At 63.2% G+C, this 19696-nt stretch carries 14 protein-coding genes and 1 pseudogene; 9 read left to right on the top strand and 6 right to left on the bottom strand.

The annotated features are described in order from the left end of the window. Nucleotides 1-140 precede the first annotated feature (140 nt). Nucleotides 141-1310, top strand: a complete 1170-nt coding sequence (locus QX071_RS02420) for a hypothetical protein (RefSeq protein ID WP_315702449.1) — start codon at nt 141-143, stop codon at nt 1308-1310. A gap of 204 nt (nt 1311-1514) precedes the next feature. Here QX071_RS02420 and QX071_RS02415 read toward each other — a convergent pair whose 3' ends face one another. Then, entirely contained in the window at nt 1515-2756 is a 1242-nt protein-coding gene (locus QX071_RS02415) for an LLM class flavin-dependent oxidoreductase (protein ID WP_315702450.1), read from the bottom strand. A 350-nt stretch (nt 2757-3106) separates the two neighbouring features. Here QX071_RS02415 and QX071_RS02410 point away from each other — a divergent pair, with 350 nt between their 5' ends. After that, nucleotides 3107-4576 carry a glycosyltransferase gene (locus tag QX071_RS02410; protein WP_315702451.1) on the top strand — a complete coding sequence of 490 codons (1470 nt, stop codon included), beginning with the start codon at nt 3107-3109 and terminating at the stop codon, nt 4574-4576. 312 nt (nt 4577-4888) lie between these two features. Further along, on the top strand, nt 4889-6253 hold the full coding sequence (locus QX071_RS02405) for a PHB depolymerase family esterase (protein WP_315761691.1): 1365 nt from the start codon (nt 4889-4891) through the stop codon (nt 6251-6253). A gap of 26 nt (nt 6254-6279) precedes the next feature. Here the strand turns inward: QX071_RS02405 and QX071_RS02400 are convergent, their stop codons facing one another. Together QX071_RS02400 and QX071_RS02395 are read right to left on the bottom strand one after the other, a co-directional pair. After that, entirely contained in the window at nt 6280-6972 is a 693-nt protein-coding gene (locus tag QX071_RS02400) for an MBL fold metallo-hydrolase (RefSeq protein WP_409977479.1), read from the bottom strand. Between the two features lie 163 nt (nt 6973-7135). Next, nucleotides 7136-7546 (bottom strand): annotated as a pseudogene (locus tag QX071_RS02395) (alpha-amylase family glycosyl hydrolase); the annotation flags it as partial. A 128-nt stretch (nt 7547-7674) separates the two neighbouring features. Here QX071_RS02395 and QX071_RS02390 point away from each other — a divergent pair. Next, complete coding sequence (locus QX071_RS02390; protein WP_315702453.1) at nt 7675-8157, top strand: MmcB family DNA repair protein; 483 nt, start codon at nt 7675-7677, stop codon at nt 8155-8157. A gap of 39 nt (nt 8158-8196) precedes the next feature. On the opposite strand, the gene QX071_RS02385 is transcribed toward QX071_RS02390, so the two are convergent. After that, nucleotides 8197-8751, bottom strand: a complete 555-nt coding sequence (locus QX071_RS02385) for an ActR/PrrA/RegA family redox response regulator transcription factor (RefSeq protein WP_315702454.1) — start codon at nt 8749-8751, stop codon at nt 8197-8199. 171 nt (nt 8752-8922) lie between these two features. Then, nucleotides 8923-10257, bottom strand: coding sequence for an ActS/PrrB/RegB family redox-sensitive histidine kinase (locus QX071_RS02380; RefSeq protein ID WP_315702455.1), 1335 nt, complete (start codon nt 10255-10257; stop codon nt 8923-8925). Nucleotides 10258-10357: 100 nt separating this feature from the next. On the opposite strand from QX071_RS02380, the gene QX071_RS02375 reads away from it, so the two are divergent. The 5 genes from QX071_RS02375 (at nt 10358) to QX071_RS02355 (ending at nt 17358) form a co-directional block, all read left to right on the top strand. Then, entirely contained in the window at nt 10358-11152 is a 795-nt protein-coding gene (locus QX071_RS02375) for an ABC transporter ATP-binding protein (RefSeq protein WP_315702456.1), read from the top strand. Beyond that, nucleotides 11149-11961 (top strand): ABC transporter permease, encoded by an 813-nt coding sequence (locus tag QX071_RS02370; RefSeq protein ID WP_315702457.1) that lies wholly within the window; start codon nt 11149-11151, stop codon nt 11959-11961. The genes QX071_RS02375 and QX071_RS02370 overlap by 4 nt, the downstream gene beginning before the upstream one ends. A gap of 123 nt (nt 11962-12084) precedes the next feature. After that, entirely contained in the window at nt 12085-13413 is a 1329-nt protein-coding gene (locus QX071_RS02365; protein ID WP_315702458.1) for a polyhydroxyalkanoate depolymerase, read from the top strand. 207 nt (nt 13414-13620) lie between these two features. Next, on the top strand, nt 13621-14460 hold the full coding sequence (locus QX071_RS02360; RefSeq protein ID WP_315702459.1) for a SprT family zinc-dependent metalloprotease: 840 nt from the start codon (nt 13621-13623) through the stop codon (nt 14458-14460). Nucleotides 14461-14712: 252 nt separating this feature from the next. Beyond that, complete coding sequence (locus QX071_RS02355) at nt 14713-17358, top strand: EAL domain-containing protein (protein ID WP_315702460.1); 2646 nt, start codon at nt 14713-14715, stop codon at nt 17356-17358. A 24-nt stretch (nt 17359-17382) separates the two neighbouring features. On the opposite strand, the gene QX071_RS02350 is transcribed toward QX071_RS02355, so the two are convergent. Continuing rightward, nucleotides 17383-19596, bottom strand: a complete 2214-nt coding sequence (locus QX071_RS02350) for a penicillin-binding protein 1A (protein WP_315702461.1) — start codon at nt 19594-19596, stop codon at nt 17383-17385. Between the last annotated feature and the right edge of the window lie 100 nt (nt 19597-19696).

Here is a 19696-nt window from a genome sequence, read left to right as displayed (position 1 = left end):
TTATGTGCCGCGGCGGCTCTCGCGCCGACGATATCAATAAACGTCAATCTCCTGATAGATTCGAATCACATCAGCGCCGGCGGATTACGTTTTTCTAATCCGCCCTAAGGGCTGACGATATGATCGGAAGGGCGCACGCAATGGACGACCATAAGGAACCACGCGCGGAGCTAAGTTCGGCGGTGTTAAGGCGACTCGTTCTCGCCCGTTTTCTCTATAATCAGGCGTTGGAAAACGCCGTTTTGCGTCGGGAAGTCACCGAATTCGCAGCGATCAATACGCTTCAGGATGCAATCGAGGTCTTTTTTTTAGCGGCCACGGATTATCTCAACGTCGATCTCGGAAAGAAGACGGAGTTCGAACAGTACATCGACAAGGTCAATGATCGGCTCGGCGAAAAGGAACTGCCCTTCAGAAGACGACTAATTGAAATCAACAAGGTGCGTGTTCTTTCGAAGCACCAAGGGATTCCTCCGAATCCCTCGGAATTGATGGGTTATCTTCAGGCGGCTCGCGAGTTCTTCGACCAAGCAGCGGCTCTGATCTTCGGAAGGCCATTCTGGGCCGTCAGTCTCGTCGATCTACTTCCCGAGACAGATGAAGCGAAGGGCCTTCTTCTATTGGCGGAACGACAGTTCCATGGAGGAGATTACTCCGAATGTCTCATTACTTGTCGAAAAGTTATGTTCATCAAGTATGAATGCCGCGGTAGCATCGAAGGTTATCGGGATGGCCGGTTTAGCGAGCCGATTTTTGCGAGCTGGCTCGCGGCGGATTACGCCTGCAGCCGCGAGTTCATCGCAAATCATGTCGAGACGCCATTTGACTTTGTCCATCTCGATCACTCCCGTCTGGAGTCTGAATTAATGAAGGATGGCATAGACCCAGAGGTATACTGGAATATCTCACGCCTGACGCCGGCGCTCTACCGGTCGGGCAAGGAAGGTGCTGATTGGCTCGTGAAGCACGAGCCGCAAAAGCTTGCTGCGGAGGGAATCGAGGATCGCGCTTCCTATGTATTGGATAATACCATCGACATAGCATTGCGCCTCAGTGCGCGTAAAAAGGTGCTAAGGAGACCAACCTCGTCGACATTTCCGCTCAAATTGATGAGCCCCTGTGTAACGATTTACAGAAAGGCCGACGCGTTAAGCGAAGTCCTTGGAACGGTCCCCGGTGGGGTCGATGTGTATGGTCTATACGGCACGCCGTCGTTCGATAGAACGGGCTATTTCTGGCGTATCCTTTTTGAGATGGATGGCCGGTGGACAGAAGGTTTTGTCAGCGGCCTCGACGTTTCTCGTCAGTGAGGCGGTGGCTCTGATCGATAGCAGCGGATTACGCTGGGATACCTCATCCGCGCTACGGTCTGTGAGATCGAATCCGTCGGGGAGGATGAAGGAGGGGCAAACTCAGCGGCAGTCTTCGTGTGGTACCCCCACCCCCGACCCCTCCCCGCAAGGGGGAGGGGAGAGCCGGCAGCGTGCTCGCCTTACGTCGCACGCTCTGCCCCTTCACACCTTCCGCTTCGCTGCCGCCTCCTGCAAATCCGGCGCGTTCACCGCGGGGATCGCGACTCGGCCTGGCCCGGTTTGCGCCAGCGCGGCGGCGGCCTTCTCGTTGTCCATGATCTTGGCCATCACGGCTTGGCCTGCGCGCTCGAAGATGTCGCGGTTCTCGATGACGAAGGTTTGCGAACGACGCAGGCCGTCGATGTAGCCGTTGATCTCCGGCACCACGTAGCGCGCGACCATGTCCCAGCTGCGGCGCGTGTTTTCGGGGTTGGCCCAGTCGTGCACGAATCCGACGATGGTGCCGACGCCGCCGGACACCTGCATCAGGTTCTTGATCGTCTTGACGAGATCGTCGGGCGTGCCGATGGTGGAGGCGGCGCCCTCGACGAAGGCGGTCTTGTCGACGGCTTCGTCCGGCGAGGCGAACGGCTTCAGGCCGGGGCGCATCAGGGTGCCGACAGTGTACTCGTTGTGCCAGCGCATCAGCCCGGCGCCGGCCTCGCGGCGCGCCTGCTCGCGAGTCTCGGCGATGTGCCAGGACAGCAGCACGCGCCAGTTCGCCCGGCTCACGGTGGTGCCGTGCTTCTTCGCGGCGTCCTCGGCGAACTCCCATTGCTGCGGCAGCGCCATCAATCCTTGCGTCGACATCGAGCCCAGCGAGATGATGCCGATGCCGTATTTGCCGGCGAGCGTCATGCCGGACGGCGAGATCTGCGAAGCCACGACGAACGGCATCTCCTCCTGTAGCGGCAGGATCTGCAGCGCGGCGTCGTTTATCGTGAACCAGTCGCTCTTGGCGGTCACGCGCTCGCCGTTGAACAGGCGGCGGATGACGGCGATGGCCTCGTCCTGGCGGTCGCGCTGCGTCATCGGGTCGATGCCGAGCGTGTGGGCATCCGAGGCCAGCGCGCCGGGGCCGGAGCCGAAAATGGCACGGCCGCCGGTCATGTAATCGAGCTGCACCATGCGCTGGGCGACATTGAACGGATGGTGATAGGGCAGCGAGATGACGCCGGTGCCGAGCCTGATGCGCTTGGTGCGTTCGCCGGCCGCGGCCAGGAACATCTCCGGCGAGGCGATCGTCTCCCATCCGCTCGAATGATGCTCGCCGCACCAGAACTCGTCATAGCCGAGCTCATCGAGCTGCGCGACGAGGTCGAGATCGCGGCGGAATTGCAGCATCGGATGCTCGCCGATCGGATGATGCGGAGCCAGGAAAGCTCCGAATTTGAGGCGCGCCATGTGTTTTCTCCCGCGTGGAATTCATTGTTGTCTCTCGGAGAGGCTATGGGGTGGACCGTGATTAGGCAATTGCTGGCGGCGCAAGGCGGATTGACGTCTTGCGCGGAACGGGGCGTGTCCGCTGTGGCGGGCTGCATTCGTGACCTTGGCGTGACCAAGGACGGCCGCAGGCGGAAACACTGGTGCGATTGCACCCAGCCGGGTCGTCCTTCGTGGATGGGCCTGCGGTTGCAGCGGCGCAACCATACGCGGCCCTAAACGGCGGGCGCCGATTGACCCGCTGCCCGCGCGACCTATAACGGGGGGCCGTCCATGAACCGGAATATCCGCACTTTTCGCCTGAGGCTGTGATGTATCTGAGGCCGTCCGACGCCAACGCGACGCTGCAACTGCCGAGCAAGCGCAAGCGCGATCTGCTCGATCACTATGAAAGCAACGTCGAGGAGCTCGACCGCTGGCGCGAATTCAACGCGGCCTATCACGCCGACGACCTTAAATTCATGCAGTTCCTGATCCCGCCGGGAAAGCGGGTGCTGGAGCTCGGCTGCGGCCGCGGCGATCTGCTCGCCGGGCTCAAGCCTTCTTACGGCGTCGGCATCGATTTCGGCGCGCAGACCATCGCCACCGCGAACGCGCGGCATCCTGAGCTCAATTTCGTGCTCGGCGACGTCGAGGATCCCGCAACACTGGATGCGATCGAAGGGCCGTTCGATTACATCGTCATCGCCGATACCATCGGCATGTTCGAGGATATCGACGGCACGATGCGGCTGATCCAGAAGCTCTGCGCGCCGTCGACGCGGATCATCATCTCTTACTACTCCCATTTGTGGGAGCCGATCCTGAAGGCCGCCGAAGCCGTGAACCTGCGGCGCAAGCAGCCCAAGATCAACTACATCGCGACCGCCGATTTCCTCAATTTGATGGACCTCGCGGATTTCGAGGTCATCCGCCACGAACAGCGGCAGCTGTTGCCGCAGCGCTGGTTCGGGCTTGGGACGTTCATCAACAGCTACATCGCTCCACTGCCGGGCATCCGCGCGCTGTGCCTGCGGACATATCTGGTGGCGCGCCCGGTGCGACATTTCCCGGATCGCAAGCTCTCCGCCAGCATCGTCATTCCCTGCCGCAACGAGCGCGGCAATATCGAGGACGCGATCAAGCGCATGCCGCGCTTCGGATCGCACCAGGAGATCCTGTTCGTCGAAGGCAATTCCAGCGACGGCACCTTCGCCGAATGCGAGCGCGTCCGCGACGCCTACAAGGATCAGTGGGACATCAAGGTCTTCAAACAGGACGGCAAGGGCAAGGGCGACGCGGTGCGCAAGGGGTTCGCCGCGGCGAGCGGCGACGTGCTGATGATCCTGGACGCCGATCTCACCATGCCGCCGGAGACCTTGCCGAAATATCACACGGTCATCGAGAGCGGAAAGGCCGAGTTCGTCAACGGCACGCGGCTGGTCTATCCGATGGAAGACGAAGCGATGCGCCCGCTCAACTTCATCGCCAATCGCTGCTTCGCCTATCTGTTCAGCTTCCTGGTGAACACCCGCCTCACCGATACGCTGTGTGGCACCAAGGTGCTGCTGCGCAAGGACTATGAAGTGCTGGCGAGAGAACGCGGCTATTTCGGCGACTTCGATCCGTTCGGCGATTTCGACCTGATCTTCGGCGCCGCAAAACAGAACCTGAAGATCATCGAGACCCCGATCCACTACAAGGCGCGCACGTTCGGCGAGACGCAGATCTCGCGCTTCCGTGACGGCTGGCTGCTCTTGAAAATGGTGTGGTTCGCCTATCGCAAGCTGAAAGCGATCTGAGGGCCGAGAAACATCTTACGTGTCTATTGCTCTGACGCGGCATTTGATGCTCACAATCGCAGCACGCCGCGTCACGAAGCTGTCAGCAGGTAAAAGTCGTGGTCCGCTGGGCTCGCGATCGCGCCGGCAAACATCGCGTTGAACCCGCTTTGTATGGCGTGTGCCGCTGTTCGTGACATTTAGATCGCAGCAAGCGAGAAATTCGCAACAGAATTGCCGGAGACGGTGAATCCTGCTTCTTTTTATTTTGCATTGCAGCAACTATTTAGGTGATGTCGTGTTGATTCCGTCGCTGCCAACAAGGAGTTGCGGGTGTCCCTCGCTGAAAATGTAGAATATTTGCGACGGCTCCGAGAGCTGCACGGCATCACAGGATTTGGGGACTTCCAGCGCCAGCCTCGGCCGGCGCCATCCACTCCGCTGATCGAGATCGACCGCTTCGGCTCCAATCCGGGCCGCTTGAAGATGTTCGCCTATGTGCCGGCGCAGCGCCAGCCGCTGCTGCCGCTCGTCGTCGTGCTGCATGGCTGCGGCCAGACCGCGGCCGAGTATGACCTTGGTGCAGGCTGGTCGACGCTCGCCAAGCATTACGGCTTTGCGCTGCTGTTGCCGGAGCAGCAACGCGCCAACAACGGCCAACGCTGTTTCAGCTGGTTCGATCCGGAAGATATCACGCGCGACCAGGGCGAAGTCTGCTCGATCAGGCAGATGATCGCGCGCATGGTCGCCGATCTCGCGATCGATCCCCGGCGCGTCTTCATCACCGGCCTGTCGGCGGGCGGCGCCATGACCATGGCGATGCTGGCGAACTATCCGGAGCTGTTCGCCGGCGGCGCCGTCATCGCCGGTCTGCCGTTCGGCACGGCGCGCAACATGCGCGATGCCATCATGCAGATGCGCATGCCGCAGACGAGGTCCGCCGGCGAGCTCGGCAAGCTGGTGCGCGGCAACTCACGCCACCGCGGTCCCTGGCCCAAATTGTCGGTGTGGCACGGCACGGCGGACCGCACCGTGCATCCGCAGAATGCCGACGAGATCGTCAAGCAGTGGCTCGACCTGCATCGTCTGCCGCTGCCGCCGATGGCGACCGCCGAGGTCGACGGCTATCCGCGCCAGCAGTGGTGGAACGCCGATGGCGAGCCGGTCGTAGAGGCCTTCGCCATCACCGACATGGCGCATGGGACGCCGCTGGGGCTCGCCGCCAACGACAAGCGCTACGGCAAGCAGGGACCGTTCCTGCTCGAGGCAGGAATCTCGTCTTCCTACCACATCGCGAAATTCTTCGGGGTCACCGACTGGATCCGTCCGCCGAAGGTGGCGCCGGAATCGCCGAGCGCCAAGCTCATTCCGCAGGTCTCGCCGATTACGGCCGCGCTTCCGAGCCTGACCAAGATGCTGTGGCCGAAGACGGCGGATCAGCAGCTTGCGGATGCCAAGCTGCTTGATGGCAAACCCCTTAACGGGAAGGCGCCTGCCGAGAAGACGCTTGATGCGAAGCCGCTGAATGGGAAGCCCGCCGAGCCAGCGCCGGCGGAGCTGCGGCCTGCCGCAACAAAGCCGGCAGAAACGGCTGCCAGGAGCGCGCCGAAGCATCCGGAGCGAAAGCCGCGGCGACCGCAGATCGATGTCGCCGCCGTAATCGAGCGCGCGTTGCACGCGGCCGGCCTGAAGAAATAGCTCCTGCGCGTTCGATGCTGCCCTGACTAGAGCTCGCCGGTCAGGAACGGATTGGTCATCCGCTCTTGCCCGAAGCTCGAGCCGGCGCCATGGCCGCAGATGAAGCCGACATCGTCGCCGAGCGGCAGCAGCTTCTCCGTGATCGACCGGATCAGCGTGGCATGGCTGCCGCCGGGCAGATCGGTGCGGCCGACCGAGCCGTTGAACAGCACGTCGCCGACGAGCGCGAAGCGCATCCCCTTGTTGAAATAGACCACGCTGCCCGGCGAATGGCCGGGGCAATGGAAGATGTCGAAGGCGAGCTCGCCGATCTCGACCCGGTCGCCCTCGTCGAGCCAGCGATCCGGGGTGAAATCGCGCACCCCCGTGATGCCGAAGCGGGCGCCGCTCGACACCACGTTGTCGAGCAGGAACTTGTCGGCGATATGCGGGCCCTCGATCGGCACATTCAGCGCTTCGCGCAGCTCGGCAGCGCCGCCGACATGATCGATATGGCCGTGAGTGAGCCAGATCTTCTCGACCGTGACCCCGGTCTTGGCGATGGCGTCGCGGATCACAGGCACGTCGCCGCCGGGATCGATCACGACCGCCTTCTTGGTCGTCTCGCACCAGAGGAGAGTGCAGTTCTGCTCGAACGGCGTGACGGGAACGATGATCGCGCCGGCCTTGGCTTTGTTCTCGGTTGCTTGCCTGGTGTTCTGGGTCATGCCCCCAAGCATGCTCATTTTTGGCATCGCGCCAAGCGAAAAGACGCACGATTTCGCCCTGTTGAATGGACCTGTCGAACGTAGCCGAGACGAAGGCCGACAGGGTGCGTTCTGAACCTGCTCTGAACTTGGCGGCTGTTCCGGCGTTGGGGCGCAACGCATGCGAACAGGACTCGGCGTTGGCCGGCTTCTTGTCCGACCACACATACCAGTCGCGATAGGGCGAATCCTTCGAGCGCCGCGCATCCTGAAACCAGGGATGCTGATCGGAAGTGTGGTTGACGACGAGATCGAAGATGACGCGGATGCCGCGCTGCTTGCAGCCATGGGTGAACTCGACGAAATCGCCGAGCGTGCCGTAGCGCGGGTCGACGCCGTAATAGTCGGCGATGTCGTAGCCGCCGTCGCGCTGCGGCGACGGCTGAAACGGCATCAGCCAAATCGCGGTGACGCCGAGCCCGTGCAGATAGTCGAGGCGGCGGGTCAGGCCGATGAAGTCGCCGATGCCGTCGCCATTGGCGTCCATGTAGGTGCCGACGGCCAAGCAGTAGAACATGGCGTTCTTGTACCAGAGATCATCGATCATGGACGGCCGCCCCTGTGGCGCCGCCGTCACGGCGGCCGCTTGTTAAGCCAAAGGTGTCCGCTGAGTTCCCGGTTCCGTGATGATGAGAGTGCCCTTGGGTCGGCCGCGGAATCGGCTATTCTGGCCACATGGAATCGTCGGCCGCCAAGATCACTCTCGTTCCGCTTGACGGGCGCCAGTCCGAAACGGCGCTGGCGGTCGCGCGCGGGACCTCGCGGCTGATGCGCTCGCTCGGCTTTGCCACTGTCAGTGAATTGCCGCTGCCGTCAGGCCGCCGCGCCGATCTCGTGGCGCTCAACGAGCGCGGCGAGATCTGGATCGTCGAGATCAAATCCTCGGTCGAGGACCTGCGCGCGGACAACAAATGGGAGGACTACCGGCTGCATTGCGACCGGCTGTTCTTCGCCTTCACGCAGGATCTGCCGTGCGAGATCTTCCCGAAGGAGACGGGGCTCATCGTCGCCGATGCTTATGGTGCGCATCTGCACTGCGAGGCGCCCTTGCACAAGCTACCGGCGCCGACACGCAAGCTGATGACGGTGCGGTTTGCGCTTGTCGCTGCGCAGCGGATGAGCCGGCTGATCGATCCGCAAGGACATCAGGAATTCTGAAATTCCGGCGGCTGCCGGTCGGCCTCGAGCCGAGGCCGCCTACTTCGGTGCCCGCTTGGCGAGGATGCGCTGCAGCGTGCGGCGGTGCATGTTGAGCCGGCGTGCCGTTTCCGAGACATTGCGGTTGCACATCTCGTAGATGCGCTGAATGTGCTCCCAGCGGACTCGGTCGGCCGACATCGGGTTCTGCGGCAGTTCCGATTTTTCCGTGGTGGTCGAGAGCAGCGCCGCCACGACATCATCGGCATCGGCAGGTTTGGCGAGATAATCGACCGCGCCCATTTTCACCGCGGTGACGGCGGTGGCAATATTGCCGTAGCCGGTCAAGACGATTGCGCGGGCTTCGGGGCGCTTGCGCTTCAGCGCAGAGACGACGTCGAGCCCGTTGCCGTCGCCGAGCCTGAGATCGACGACCGCAAAGGCGGGAGCTGATTTGCCGATCTGCGAGATACCATCGGCCACGCTTTCGCAGGAAGTGACGATGAAGCCGCGGGTCTCCATGGCCCGCGCGAGCCGTTCCAGGAACGGCTTGTCGTCTTCCACAATCAGCAGCGAACGGTCGGGCTGACTGGCAAGTTCGGCGATGGCACCCACGGTCATCCTCGGAAAGGCTTGGGTTTACGGGAAAGCTCGCGGAACATATGGCGTCGCGCCCATGATCTGCCAAGGCGGTCGGCGTGCGGCGTGACGCCGCGCATTTTTCATCATTGGTATCAGTGGCTTCCTGTCAGGCAGGACCTGCCGGGGGCTAGGGGCTCGCGTCGATCATGATGCCTTGATTTCACCTTCCTCGACGGCCTCGAACCGCTCCCGTGGCCAGACGATCTGCACCACCGCGCCATGGTCGGGAAATGAGCGATTGGTAAACGAGACCTTGGCGCCGGTGCGATCAAGCAACGTCCGCGCAATGAACACCCCGAGCCCGAGACCGCCGCCCTGGGATTCGTCGTTGCCGCGGCGCCGTGAGAGATAGGGTTCGCCGATCCGCTTCAGGATCTCAGGCGCGAAACCTGGACCGTCGTCGGAGATCACGATCTCGACCGTATCCTTGTTCCACCAGGCGTTGACCTCGACCGTATCGCGAGCGAAGTCCACCGCGTTCTCGAGGATATTGCCGACGCCATAGAGGATCGCGGGATTGCGCGTGCCGACCGGCTCCGGACTTGCGGCGACTGCAATGCGCACCTTGATGTCGACGTCGAAATCCCGATGCGGGGCCACCGTCTCCTCGATCAGGGTGGAGAGCTTCATGCGATCGAACATCGATCCGGTCGATGAGAGCTGGGTGATCTTGCTGAGAATGTCGCGACAGCGCTGCGCCTGCTCGCGCAACGTCTTGATATCGTCTGCGACCTGATCGTTGCTTTGCAGCGCCCGCTCGAGCTCGCGTGAGATCAGGACGATGGTCGCGAGCGGGGTGCCGAGCTCGTGCGCCGCGGCTGCCGCCAGTCCATCGAGCTGGGTCAGATGCTGCTCGCGTGCGAGAACGAGCTCGGTGGCCGCGAGCGCGTCCGACAGCTTGCGCGCTTCCTCGGTGACCTGGAACGAATACAGGCTGGTCACGCCGATCGCGAGCGCGATCGAAAGCCAAACACCGAAAATATAGATCGGTGGGAAATCCAGCGGCTCCTCAACCACCCAGGGCAGCGGCATGTGATAGAATAACAGCACACTGGCGCAGGCGACTGCGAGCAATCCAAGGGCCACGGTGAGCCGGACCGGCAGAGCCGTCGCCGAGATCAGGACGGGCACCAGGAACATGAAAGAGAACGGGTTGTCCAACCCGCCGGTCAGATAGAGCAATACTGCCAGTTCGACGATGTTCAGCGCGAGCAGGGCACCGGCATAGCGCGGTTCCAAGAGCTGCATCGGATTGAAGGCGATCTGCAGCGCGAGATTGAGGAGCGCCGATACGCTGATCACGGCAAGGCAGGGCACCACCGGAAGATCGAATTCCAATCCCTGCAACACGACGAAGATCGCGGTCAGCTGCCCGAGTGCAGCCAGCCAGCGCAGCCGCAGAATGGTGTCGAGCCGGACCCGTCGCCGCGGATGGCGAAGCTGGGTATCCGGCGTGTCCGTGATCAGCGTGTCGGTCATGACCCGAAACTTAGTGCCGCCCGATGGCGGCGACAAATCGGCCTGTTCACGTCCTTGGCCTGTTGCGCTTCGGAGCGCAATGGCCCAATGAACGGGGCCCATGACACATGATGACGCAGCCTTGTCCAGCGCTGCCGCCCAGGATCCGCATATTTCGGCGGCTATCGCGGTCACGCATCTGACGAAAGTCTATAAGGCGACCCGCGCGGTCGACGATATCTCGTTTCGGATCGGCCGCGGCAGCATCACCGGCCTGCTCGGCGGCAACGGCGCCGGCAAGACCACCACGATCGCCATGATCATGGGGCTGGTGCTGCCGACCTCGGGCCTGGTCGAGGTGCTGGGACATCGGATGCCGGATGAAAGCGCTGCGGTGCTGGGGCGGATGAATTTCGAAAGCCCCTATGTCGACATGCCGATGCGACTGACGGTGCGGCAGAACCTCACGATCTTTGGCCGCCTTTACGCGGTCGAAAACCTGAAAGACCGGATCGCGCAGCTCGCTGCCGATCTCGATCTTGCCGATTTTCTCGATCGGGCCTCGGGCAAGCTGTCGGCAGGGCAAAAGACGCGGGTGGCCCTGGCCAAGGCCTTGATCAACGATCCCGAGCTTCTGCTCCTGGACGAGCCGACCGCTTCGCTCGATCCTGATACGGCTGACTGGGTGCGCGGCCATCTCGAACGTTATCGCAAGCGGTGCGGTGCGACGATCCTGCTCGCCTCCCACAACATGCTGGAGGTCGAGCGGCTCTGCGACCGGGTCATCATCATGAAGCGCGGCCGCATCGAGGATGACGACAGCCCGGCGCAGATCATGGCGCGCTATAACCGGAGCACGCTGGAAGAGGTATTCCTCGACGTAGCCCGCGGCCGCCATCGCGAGGTCGCGCAATGAACGATCTCTCGTTCGCCATTGCCCCGCACCGGATCGGCGCGATGATCCTGCGCTATTGGTATCTGTTGATCTCCTCCTGGCCGAGGCTCCTGGAGCTGATCTACTGGCCGACGCTACAGATCATCACCTGGGGGTTCCTGCAGACCTATATAGCGACCAACGCCGGCTTCTTTGCACGCGCGGGCGGCACCCTGATCGGTGCCGTCATCCTCTGGGACATTCTGTTCCGCGGCCAGCTCGGCTTCTCCATCTCGTTCCTGGAGGAGATGTGGGCGCGAAACCTCGGCAACCTGATGATGAGCCCGCTCAAGCCGGTCGAGTTCCTGATCGCATTGATGGCGATGAGCCTGGTGCGGCTGGCGATCGGCGTGATCCCGATGACCCTGCTTGCCATCGTCTTCTTCCAATTCAATTTCTACAGCCTGGGCCTGCCGCTGATCGCCTTCTTCTGCAATCTGATCTTCACGTCCTGGGCGGTCGGCATCTTCGTGTCGGGTCTCGTGCTGCGCAACGGTCTGGGCGCCGAGGGCATCGTGTGGACGTTGATGTTCGCGCTGATGCCGCTTGCCTGCGTCTACTATCCGGTCAGCGTATTGCCCGGGTGGCTGCAATGGGTGTCCTGGGCGCTGCCGCCGACCTATGTTTTCGAGGGCATGCGTGCGCTTCTGATCGAGCACGTGTTTCGTGCCGATCTGATGCTGGCTTCGCTTGCGCTCAATGCCGCCCTGCTATTGGCGTCGTTTGCGGCATTCATTGCCCTGTTGCGGAGCGCGCGACGGGCCGGGTCGCTGCTCGCCAGTGGTGAATAATTCATGTTTTCCCGTGAATTCCCGGGGGATTTTGCCGCTTGAACGCGTTAGCTGGCGCGGCAGCGCATTGACGCTTAATTACGCATTCGGCACTATGCTGCATTGCCGAGAGGGTTGAAGAGAATGCCGATAGGTGAGTTTGGCGGCGCGCCGCCGCTGGCGTCGGAAGGCAGTCCGGTCCTGACCACGCCGATGTACTGGATGTACGAGATGGCGCATGCCTCGCTCAATCCTGCGCGGGCCGTCACGGACGCCACCAAGATCCTGTTTCAAAATCCGCTGAATCCTTGGACGCATACGGAGGCCGGCAAATCGATCGCGGCGGCCTGCGAATTGTTCGAGCGCACCACGCGCCGTTATGGGAAACCGGAATGGGGGCTCGACGAGACCGAGGTCAACGGCGTCAAAACCCCGGTCGAGGTCCGCAACGTCTGGGAAAAGCCGTTCTGTCGGTTGCTCCACTTCGATCGCAAGCTGACGCGGCCGTTGCGCAGCCCGCAACCGCGGCTCCTGATCGTCGCGCCGATGTCCGGCCATTACGCGACACTGTTGCGCGGTACGGTCGAGGCGTTCCTGCCGACGCATGAGGTCTACATCACCGACTGGGCCGACGCGCGCATGGTGCCGCTGGCGGAGGGCCGCTTCGATCTCGACGATTACATCGATTACGTGATCGAGATGCTTCATGCGCTCGGCACCAACATGCACGTGATGGCAGTCTGCCAGCCCGCCGTGCCGGTGCTGGCGGCGATCTCGATCATGGAGGCCGAGCGCGATCCGTTCGTGCCGCTGTCGATGACGTTGATGGGTGGCCCGATCGATACGCGCCGCAATCCGACCGCGGTCAATCAGCTTGCGGTCGAGCGGGGCATCGATTGGTTCCGCAACCACGTCATTACCAAAGTGCCGTTCCCGCATCCCGGCGTCATGCGCGACGTCTATCCGGGCTTTCTGCAGCTCAACGGGTTCATCAGCATGAACCTCGACCGCCATGTCGATGCTCACAAGGCGCTGTTCGCCAATCTGGTGAAGGGCGACGGCGATCAGGTCGACAAACATCGCGTCTTTTATGACGAATATCTCGCAGTGATGGACTTGGCTGCGGAATACTATTTGCAGACCGTCGAGACGGTGTTCATCAGGCACGCCTTGCCGAAGGGGGAAATGACCCATCGCGGCAATCCGGTCGATCCATCCAAGATCATGCGTGTGGCATTGATGACGGTGGAAGGGGAGAAAGACGACATTTCCGGTCTCGGACAGACCGAAGCGACACACCGGCTCTGCACGTCGATCCCGGCGCATCGCCGCGTTCATTACGTGCAGCCCGGCGTTGGACATTACGGCGTGTTCAATGGCTCGCGATTCAAGTCGGAAATCGTGCCGCGCATCTCTGATTTCATGATGTCGGCCGCGGATCCGAAGTCATTGCTCGCTCTCGCCGCGGGATAGCCGCTTTGACCGCTGTTGCCCGGCTCGAATCCGGGTACGGGTAAGGCGTTGATTTGCCCGGTGAAACCGAGTTCCATGAATGAGTCAAGGGGTGAATATGGCGTCACCCCTTGAGCGACGCTTTTGACTCGAGATTCACTCAAAAACGTTGTTTTCAGGCCCAAGGTCTGGGGTTCGGAAGGCGCCGAACCCCTGTATGTTGGGCAAATGATTTGTTTTTGCGCCGAGCGCTTTCCCTGGCGGCGGATATGGCAGAATCCGGGCGAACTCTTACTCCCCGGACTGACATATATGGCCACTCGCGCGCTCCTTTATCGGCGGCCCGCCGAACCTTCGCGTCTTCTCGTCAAGCATGGCTCGCAAATCTATTCGATCAGATTGCGCCGCCATCGACGGGCGCGCCGTTACACGTTGCGAATTCACCCCTCGGATCGCGAAGCGATCCTGACAATGCCTCCGCGTGGCACCATCGCGGAAGCCAAAGACTTCGCGCAGCGTCACGGCGCCTGGATCGCCGCACGTCTCGGCCGCTTGCCGAAGGCGGCACCGTTCTTGCCTGGAACGATCGTCCCGCTGCGTGGCGCACCCCACCGCATCGTGCATCGCGCGGGCGAGCGCGGCACGGTGTGGACCGAGACGCGCGACAGTGGTGAGAAGATCCTCTGCGTGGCCGGCGGCATCGAGCATGTCGAGCGGCGGGTGCACGACTTCCTGAAGCGGGAGGCGCGGCGCGATCTGCAGAAGGCCGCCGAGGCCTATGCCGATCAGCTTGGCGTCAAGGTCAAGCGGTTGTCGATCCGGGACCAGTCCAGCCGCTGGGGGTCCTGTACCTCGGCGGGCTCGCTGTCGTTCTCCTGGCGTCTGATTCTCGCTCCGCCCTTCGTGCTCGATTATCTCGCGGCTCACGAAGTCGCCCATCTCATCGAGATGAATCACTCGCCGCGGTTCTGGAAAGTCTGCGGGCGGATCTGCGGTTCGGTGGAACGCGCCAAGAAGTGGCTCGACACCTGCGGCAATGATCTCCATCGCTACGGCATCGACGATTGAAGCTTTGACGATCAAGGCATGACAAGGTCCGGCTGGTCCGGACCTTTTCTTTTGGCGCGACCTCATCTCGCCAATCCCGCCCCGGGTAGCATTCCCTTAAGCATGATAGCGCGCACAAGGAGCCTCGGTCTTAACGCCGTTGTAAGGGGGAGTTTGCCACAACTAGGGCTTCTAACCCCAGGTGATGAGACGTCGACTCCAACCGAGCGCGGCTGCGTTTCCACCGAACGTGATGCGCCCCACGAGTAGCCCATGGCCGAACCTGCCGACGTGTTGTTGGCCGCGCTCGAACGCTCCAGCGAAGCTGTGGTCATCCTCGACGAGGACTTGCGCGTTCGGCATGCCAATGCAGCGGCCGAACGGCTGTTCCAACTCGACCGCGCCGCACTGATCGGCGCCGATGTCAGCCGTCTGGGCATCCGGCCCGACCATCCCATCTTCAAGACGTCGCTCGAGGCCGGACAGCCGCTGCCCGGTGACGTTCGCGAGATCATGCCACCGCCGGTCGAGATCATCCTCAGACCAGGCGAAGGTAAGCGCATCTGCGTAAGCCTGACTGCATCGCCGTTGGATGTTGGCGGGACGACCCGGCTTGCGCTGTTTGCGCGAGACGTCTCGGCCGAAGTCGAGCGGCGCGACCGGCTGGCGCTGTTGCATTCCGTGGCCGATCAGACCAACCGGGCAATGGTGGTGACCGATCACCATCTCGAGATCATCTATACCAATGCCGCGTTTTCCGACCTGTTCGGCTATCAGCGCGGCGAGGCGATCGGGCGTCGTGTCGACGAGCTCATGGTCGGTCCATGCACGGATCGACAGGCCATCGACAGGCTGCAGCTCTGGTTCGGCGAAGACCGCGGCGGCGAGGAGGAAGTCCTCGTCTATGACAAGAGCGGCCGAGAAATCTGGGTGACCGCCTATGTCAAGGCGCATCGCAATGCCCGCGGCCGCGTGAAATACCTGGTCGGCATGCTCAGCGACATCAGCGAGAGCAAGCAGCTGAGGTCGCTGCAACAACTGATCACGACGGCGCTCGCCGACAATCTTCCGATCACGGAGATCTGCGACCGGCTCTGTCGGCGGGTGGAGGAGCTCGCGCCCGACGTCGTCTGCTCCATCCTGCACGTCGACGCGGACCGCGTGGTTCACCCGCTCGGCGGGCCCAGCCTGCCGCCGGATTATTCGGCCGCACTGGACGGCATCCCGATCGGGCCGGAGGTTGGCTCGTGCGGCACAGCCGCCTATCTCGACGAGCCGGTCCTGGCGCAGGATATCGACACCGATCCGCGCTGGCAGCCTTATAAGGAGAAGCCGCTGGCCGCGGGGCTGCGCGCCTGCTGGTCGACCCCGATCAAGGGGAAGGACGGCCGGGTGATCGGAACGTTCGCCTTCTACTTCCGGGAATGCCGCGGCCCGAGCCACTGGCACGAGCGGATCGTGGACGCCTGCGTCGATCTCGGCGCGCTGGCGATCGAACGGCAGGAGGCGATGTCTGCGGTCGCGCGCCTCGCTTATTATGACATGCTGACCGGCCTGCCCAACCGCGCCCATATCCGCTCGCTGATCGCGACGGCGCTCGAGGCCTGCCCGGAGGGCGGGCATGTGGCGGTCGCCTATCTCGACGCCGACAATTTCAAGGACGTGAACGATACGCTCGGCCATGCCGCGGGCGACGAGTTCCTGGTCGTCTTTGCCAAGCGCTTGCGCGGGCAGCTCCGGCCGGGCGACATGCTGGGCCGGCTCGGCGGCGACGAGTTCTTGGTGCTCCTGCCGAACCGGGATTCGATCGAGGCCTCGCTGATGGCCGCCCGCATCACCGCGGCGCTGGCGGTGCCGCTTACGATCGGCACTCGGCAGGTGCCGATGTCGGCCAGCATGGGGCTCAGCCTCTATCCGGACAATGCCTCGGACATCGACACGCTGATCAAGCAGGCCGATGCCGCCATGTACAAGGCCAAGAGTGCGGGGCGCGCGACCTATCGCTTCTTCAGCGCCGATCTCGACAAGATCGCCGAGCAGCGCCTGATGCACAGCACCGCGCTGCGGGATGCGGTCGCCAACGAGGCCCTGAGCCTGCATTACCAGCCGCAGATCCGGTCGCAGGACGGCGGCATTCACGGGGTGGAAGCCCTCGCGCGCTGGCACGATGCGGTTCTCGGCGACGTGTCGCCATCGAAATTCATTCCGCTTGCCGAGGAATGCGGGCTGATCGAGCAGATCGGGCTGTGGTCGATGCGCGAGGCCTGTCGGCAGATGGCCATCTGGCAGCGGGCCGGGCTCGATATTCCGAGCATCTCGGTCAACCTGTCGCCGATCAATTTCCAGAACGTCAATTTGGCTGCGCGCGTCGCGCAGATCCTTGGCGAATTCGGCCTGCCGCCGAACCGCCTGATGCTCGAGATCACCGAGGGTGTGTTCCTGAACGAGCGCGCCACGGTGGTGGCGACCATGAGCGAGCTGCGCAATCTCGGCGTCGGGCTGTCGCTGGACGATTTCGGCACCGGCTATTCCAGCCTCAGCCGCTTGGCGCAGCTGCCGATCAGCGAGCTGAAAATCGATCGCAGCTTCATGCGCGACGTCGAGGAAAACCCCGGCACCCGCGCCATCGTGACCGCGGTGGTCCGGGTCGGGCAGAGCATGGACCTCGCGGTCGTCGCCGAAGGCGTCGAGACCGAGGGGCAGCGCCACCTGCTGCACGAGCTCGGATGCGAGGCGCTGCAGGGCTTCCTGTATGCGCGGCCCCTGCCGGCTGCAGGCTTCGGGCGCTGGCTGCTGGAGCACAGTGCGGATCGTGCGAGCCATATGCTCAAGCAGATCGGCCGTACGCTCGCCGGAGCTTCGCCCAAACCCTCCGCCGAAACGAAGCTGCCGAAGGACGCCGCTCAGCCCGCCGCCTGATCGCGCCGCTTCGCCGCGCCGCCGTCAACGCTGTCCGCCGAACAGACGGTCCACCAGCCAGCCGTCGAGGCCTGCTGCGGCCTCCGGACGCGCCGCCGTGCGCGTCGGCGTGGCCGAGCGGCCGCCGCCGTAATTGGCTGCAGGCGCTGGCGCCGCCGGAGCGGTGGGCGCCGTGATCTGCGAGGTGATCTGCGCCAAGGTCGGCACCAGGCCCGAACCTTGCGAGTTCGGCAGCGCCGCCACCGGCACGCCCTGATGCGCTGACCGCATGAAACGGCTCCAGACCTCGACCGGAAGGCCGCCGCCGGTCGCCTTCTTGGTCGGCGAATTGTCGTCGTTGCCGAGCCAGACCCCGGTGACGAGGCGGGCCGTGTAGCCGATGAACCAGGCGTCGCGGAAATCCTGGCTGGTGCCGGTCTTGCCGGCCGCGACCCAGCCGGGAATCTCGGCCTTGCGCGCGGTGCCGGAGATCAAGGTCTCCTGCATCATCTGGTTCATCATCGCGACATTGCGCGGCTCGATCACCTGGGTCGGCGGATCCGCCTGGCGCAGATAGAGCAGCTTGCCCTCGCGCGTCCTGATCCGGGTCACGACATGCGGCGATACGCTGAAGCCGCCATTGGAAAAGGGCGCGTAGGCACCGACCAGCTCGAGCACCGACACTTCGGATGTGCCGAGCGCGATCGACGGGTTCGGATCGAGCTTGGAGGCGATGCCGAGCCGATGCGCGGTACGCACGACGTTCTTGGGCCCGACCTCGAGGCCGACGCGCACCGCGACCGTATTCAGCGACATCGCCAGCGCCTGCGTCAGCGTCACCGGGCCGAAATATTCGCGGGTGTAGTTCTCCGGCTTCCAGCCCTTCAGCTCCAGCGGCGCGTCCTGGCGGACCGTCTCCGGGGTCAGGCCCTGCTCGATCGCGGTGAGATAGACGAACGGCTTGAATGCCGAGCCTGGCTGGCGCTTGGCGGTGACCGCGCGGTTATATTGGCTCTCGGAATAATTCCGGCCACCGACCATCGCGCGAACCGCACCGTCCGGAGTCATCGCCACCAGCGCGCCCTGGCTGACATTGAACTTCACGCTCTTGGCGGCGAGTTCGTCGATCACGGCGGCCTCGGCTGCCGACTGCAGCTTCGGATCGATGGTGGTCTCGACCACGATGGACTGATCGATCTGGCCGACGAGATCGTCCAGCACCTCGCCGATCCAATCGGCGACGTAGTTCACCGTGCCGGCGCCGGCGGGCTTCACGGTGATCGTGGGATGAGCGATCTGGGCCTTCGCCTGTGCATCGGTAATGAAGCCGGCGTCGGCCATCGCAGCGAGCACGGTCTCGGCGCGTTTCGCCGCGCCTTCCGGGTTGCGGTTCGGCGCCAGCCGTGAGGGCGATTTGACGAGGCCCGCGAGCATCGCCGCTTCGCCGAGCGTGACGTGCCGCGCGGACTTGCCGAAATAGCGCTGCGCCGCGGCTTCGACGCCATAGGCGCCGGAGCCGAAATAGACGCGATTGAGATAGAGCTCGAGAATCTCGTTCTTGGAGTGCTTGCGCTCCAGCCACAGCGCGAGCTCGGCCTCCTGCAGCTTGCGCTGCAGCGTCCGCTCCTGGGTGAGGAACAGGTTCTTGGCGAGCTGTTGCGTCAGCGTCGAGCCGCCTTGCGAGACGCCGCGATGCAGGACGTTGGCGACCAATGCGCGGGTGATGCCGATCGGGTCGATGCCGAAATGCTGATAGAAGCGTCGGTCCTCGATCGCGATGAAGGCCTTCGGCAGGTAGGGCGGCAGCTCCTTGAGCGCGACATTGGCGCCGGCCATCTCGCCGCGCTGCGCCAGCACGCTGCCGTCGAGACCGACGATCTCGATGGTCGGCGGGCGCTTGGGGATTTCCAGCGACTGGATCGGCGGCAGATGCGCGCCGGCCCACACCACGACCCCGACCAGCGCGATCACGCCCCAGAGGCCGCAGACCAGCGCCCAATAGAACATCCGCCCGATCGAGAAACCGACACGCGATTTGCTCATGCGCTTGTTGCCCTTGGCAGGACGCGGCTTGGTCTCGCGCGGCGGCGGCTCGTCGTCAGCGTCGTCGATGACCGGCTTGCGCTTCGCTGCGGGTTTCTTCGGCGGATCCTCAGCCGTGGGAATGCGATCCTTGGAGTCGAGACGCAGATCGTGCATGGCCGCCGCGAGGCCGAATAGCGGCTCCTTACGCCCGCCGCTCTTCTTTCGTCCCGCCATACGCAATTGTGCCCGCAACCTGGTCCGATCACGCTAATCGCTGGAGTTTAAAGGCCGGTTAGCAAGAGGTTAACGCCCAATTAGGTGTTTCACGACGTGC

The sequence above is a fragment of the Bradyrhizobium sp. SZCCHNS1022 genome (genome assembly GCF_032484835.1).
Taxonomy (GTDB): Bacteria; Pseudomonadota; Alphaproteobacteria; order Rhizobiales; family Xanthobacteraceae; genus Bradyrhizobium.
Note: the sequence above shows the minus strand (reverse complement) of the source record. Positions and strands in the feature narration are given on the sequence as shown.